We start from the raw sequence: 3,984 nt of genomic DNA, 5'->3' as shown, positions 1-3,984 counted from the left end.
AGCGGGGCGGCGTTCGGCCGTTCGAGCGAGACCGCAAGGCCGCCGGCGCCGTTTTCGACCGAGGCCTTCACCAGGTTCATCGCCGGCGAGCCCATGAAGTCGGCGACGAACATGTTGGCGGGATTGTTGTAGATCTCCGCCGGCGTGCCGAACTGCTGGACGATGCCGTCCTTCATCACGGCGATGCGGGTGGCGAGCGTCATCGCCTCGATCTGGTCGTGGGTGACATAGACGATGGTCTTGCCGGTCGCCTGATGCAGCCGCTTGATCTCGATGCGCATGTCGACGCGCAGTTTCGCGTCGAGGTTGGAGAGCGGCTCGTCGAACAGGAAGAGCTTGGGATCGCGCACCAGCGCCCGGCCCATGGCGACGCGCTGGCGCTGGCCGCCCGACAGCTGGCTCGGCTTGCGGTCGAGCAGATGGCCGATCTGCAGCACCTTTGCCACCTTGTCGATCGCCTGCTTGCGCTCCTCCTGCGGCACGCCGCGCATCTCCATGCCGAAGGCGATGTTGCCCGCCACCGTCATGTTCGGATAGAGCGCATAGGACTGGAACACCATGGCGATGTCGCGCTTGGAGGGATGCAGGCCGTTGACGGCGCGCCCGTCGATGCGGATATCGCCTGACGTGATCGTCTCCAGCCCGGCAATGGTGTTGAGCAGGGTCGACTTGCCGCAGCCGGACGGGCCGACCAGCACGAGAAAGCCGCCCTTTTCGAGTTCGAGATCGATACCCTTGAGGATGTCGACGGCGCCGAAGCGCTTTCTGAGACCGGAGATTTCCAGGAAAGCCATGGGTTACCCTTTGACTGCACCCGCCATCAGGCCACGCACGAAGTAGCGGCCGGCGAGGATATAGACGATGAGCGTCGGAACGGCCGCGATCATCGCCGCCGCCATGTTGACATTGTATTCGACCACCCCGGTCGAGGTGTTGACGACATTGTTGAGCGCCACCGTCATCGGCATGGAATCGCCGGTGCCGGCATAGGCCGAGGCAAACAGGAAGTCGTTCCAGATGTTGGTGAACTGGTAGATGACCGTGACAACGATGATCGGCAGCGAGTTCGGCAGCATGATGCGGCGGAAGATCTGGAAGAAGCTGGCGCCATCGACCTGGGCGGCCCTGACCAGCTCGGTCGGAAAGGCCTCGTAGAAATTGCGGAAGAACAACGTCGTGAAGCCGAGGCCGTAGACGACATGGACGAAGACCAGATTGACCGTCGAATTGCCGAAGCCGAAGTTCCAGCCGGTGGCGTTCTGCAGGGTGACGCCGAAGCGGCCGAGCGAGCCGAGAATGGTCGCCATCGGCAGCAGCACCGATTGGAACGGGATGAAGCACGCAAACAGCATCAGCCCGAACACCAGCGTGTGGCCGGGAAAGCGCCACTTGGTCAGCACATAGCCGTTCAGCGCCCCGAAGAAGGTGGAGATCACCACCGCCGGCACCACCATCTTGATCGAGTTCCAGAAGTAGCCCTTGATGCCGGCGCAGGTCAGCCCGACGCAGGCCTGGCCCCAGGCCTTGACCCAGGGATCGAAGGTCGGCGCCTCAGGCAGCGCCAGCATGTTGCCGTTCTGGATCTCGTCCATCGTCTTGAACGAGGTCACCAGCATGACGAAGAGCGGCATCAGGTAGAGGACAGCGAAGATGACAAGCAGGCCGTAGATGAAGGTGCGGCCGATCCAGCGGGCGCTGTTGCCGCGCTCCGCTGCTTCGGCTGCTGCTGCCGATGAGGAGGTGCCGATCGCAGAGGTGACGCCGCTCATCGGACCTTCTCCTTCAGTTCGGAATAGAGATAGGGAACGATGATCGCCGAGATCGTCATCAGCATGATGATGGCGCTCGCCGAGCCGACGGCCATCTCATTGCGCTTGAAGGTGTATTCATACATGAAGTTGGACGGCAGCCAGGCCGAGCCGCCAGGCCCCCCTGAGGTCAGCGCCACCACCAGGTCGTAGGACTTGATCGCCATATGGGCGAGCACGATGAAGGCCGACAGGAAGATCGGCCGCAACAGCGGTATGATGATGCGCCGATAGAGCTGGAAAGGCGAGGCGCCATCGATCTCAGCCGCCTTCATGATCTCGCCGTCGATGCCGCGAAGCCCGGCCAAAAACATCGCCATGACGAAGCCGGACGCCTGCCAGACACCGGCGATGACGACGGTATAGATGACGAAGTCCTTGTTCTTGATCCAGTCGAAGTGGAAGCTCGTCCAGCCGAAGTGATGCAGGGTCTGCTCCAGCCCGAGGCCGGGATCGAGGAACCACTTCCAGGCCACCCCGGTGACGATGAAGGAAAGCGCCATCGGATAGAGGAAGATCGGCCTGAGCAACCCCTCGCCGCGGATCTTCTGGTCGAGCAGGATGGCGAGCAGCAGGCCGAGCGCCAGACAGATGCCGACATAGAGGAAGCCGAAGATCGCCATGTTGGTGATCGATGTGTACCAGGAGGACGGCGGGTCGCTCTCGAAGGTCCAGCGCCACAGCCGCTGATAGGCGCGCGCGCCGGTCAGCTGATAGGAGGGGAAGGTCTTGGAATTGGTGAAGGAGAGATAGGCCGTCCAGACGATGAAGCCGTAGACGAAGATCAGCGTGATGACGAAGCTCGGCGCCAGCACGATCTTCGGCAGCGCATCCTGCAGCCGGCTTCGAAGCGAGATCCCGCTCGCCTGCCCCGGCGTCAGAACCGGATCGGTGGTGGCAACTGTGCTCATGGAATGCATCTCCTCGCTGCATGTCGTCATGCATGTCGTCATGGGGCTGGCCAGCATGCCTGTCCCCGCATGATCGCCCCCGCATATCCGTCAGGGACTGAAGCTTCCCCGTGAAGACGCGGGGAAGCCTTGTCATCGGCCTCGTCTCAGCGGGCGTCGTCGATCGCCTGGACGAGCTGGGTGACGGCTTCGTCCGAGCTCTTGATCTGGCCGTGGACGAACTTCGAGACGACGTCCTTATAGGCATTGGCGATCGCCGGAGGCGCGCCATAACCTTGGGCCAGCGAACCGAACAGCGTGCCGCCCTCGTTGGCCGCCTTCAGGTCGGCGATGCCCTTCTTGCCGCAGGCGTCGAAGTCGGTGTCGGGTACGTCGGTGCGGGCCGGGACCGAACCCTTGACGACATTGAAGGCCGACTGGAAGCTCTTCGACAGCGTTGCGGTCGCCAGCGCCACCTGGGCCGCCTTGCGGTCCTCGGGAACGTTGAACATGCCGAACATGTCGGAGTTGTAGATGACGCTGCCTTCGGTGCCGGGGAAGCGGTAGCAGAGGAAGTCTTTATCCGGCGTCTTCTTGGCGGCGACGAATTCGCCCTTGGCCCAGTCGCCCATCACCTGCACCAGCGCGTCGCCCTTGATGACCATGGCGGTCGCCAGGTTCCAGTCGCGGCCGGAGAAGTTCGGATCGACGTATTTGACGATCTTGGCGAGGTTGTCGAAGGACTTCTTCATCGTGTCCGACTTCAGCGATTCCTCGTCGAGGTCGTTGAAGGCCTTCTTGTAGAACTCCGGACCGCCGGTCGACAGCACGATGGAATCGAACATCGTCGCTTCCTGCCAGTTCTGGCCGCCGAGCGCCAACGGGATGACGCCTGCGGCCTTGGCCTTGTCGAGCAGCGCGATCAGGTCGTCGAAGGTCTTCGGCTGGGTGCCGCCGATCTTGTCCATCACCGCCTTGTTGATCCACAGCCAGTTGACCGAGTGGACGTTGACGGGGGCTGCGACCCACTTGCCGTCATAGACGGAGAACTTCTGAAGTGCGGCCGGCACCGACTTGTCCCAGCCTTCCTTCTTGGCCGTCTCCGTCAGGTCGCCCATGACGCCGGCCTGCGCGTAATCGAGCACGGTATAGCCCAGCATCTGCGAGGCCGTCGGATAAGTGCCGGCCGCCACCATCGCCTTCAGCGCCGTCATCGCCGCATCACCACCGCCGCCGGCAACCGGAACGTCCTTCCAGGCAAAACCTTCCTTCGACAGATCCTCCTT

General features: G+C 62.7%; 4 protein-coding genes. All 4 read right to left on the bottom strand.

What is annotated here, in order from left to right; genetic code table 11:
* On the bottom strand, nucleotides 1-794 hold a 794-nt coding region (locus tag PH551_RS32565; RefSeq protein ID WP_285196387.1), incomplete at its 3' end, for an ABC transporter ATP-binding protein.
* 3 nt (nucleotides 795-797) lie between these two features.
* A complete protein-coding gene (locus PH551_RS32560) occupies nucleotides 798-1,769 on the bottom strand; it encodes a carbohydrate ABC transporter permease (RefSeq protein WP_285196386.1) in 972 nt (323 codons plus the stop codon).
* A complete protein-coding gene (locus PH551_RS32555) occupies nucleotides 1,766-2,719 on the bottom strand; it encodes a carbohydrate ABC transporter permease (protein ID WP_285196385.1) in 954 nt (317 codons plus the stop codon). Before PH551_RS32555 ends, PH551_RS32560 begins: the two co-directional genes overlap by 4 nt.
* Before the next feature lie 146 nt (nucleotides 2,720-2,865).
* On the bottom strand, nucleotides 2,866-3,984 hold a 1,119-nt coding region (locus PH551_RS32550), incomplete at its 5' end, for an ABC transporter substrate-binding protein (RefSeq protein WP_285196384.1).

The sequence above is a fragment of the Rhizobium atlanticum genome, assembly GCF_030182485.1.
In the GTDB taxonomy this organism is placed as follows: Bacteria; Pseudomonadota; Alphaproteobacteria; order Rhizobiales; family Rhizobiaceae; genus Rhizobium.
The sequence above is the reverse complement of the archived record's forward strand: the minus strand, read 5'-3'. Positions and strand labels throughout refer to the sequence as shown.

Bases quoted from the DNA above. Each gene is read 5' to 3' on its own strand.
- PH551_RS32560 (WP_285196386.1), bottom strand. From the start codon at position 1,769: ATGAGCGGCGTCACCTCTGCGATCGGCACCTCCTCATCGGCAGCAGCA.
- PH551_RS32555 (WP_285196385.1), bottom strand. From the start codon at position 2,719: ATGAGCACAGTTGCCACCACCGATCCGGTTCTGACGCCGGGGCAGGCG.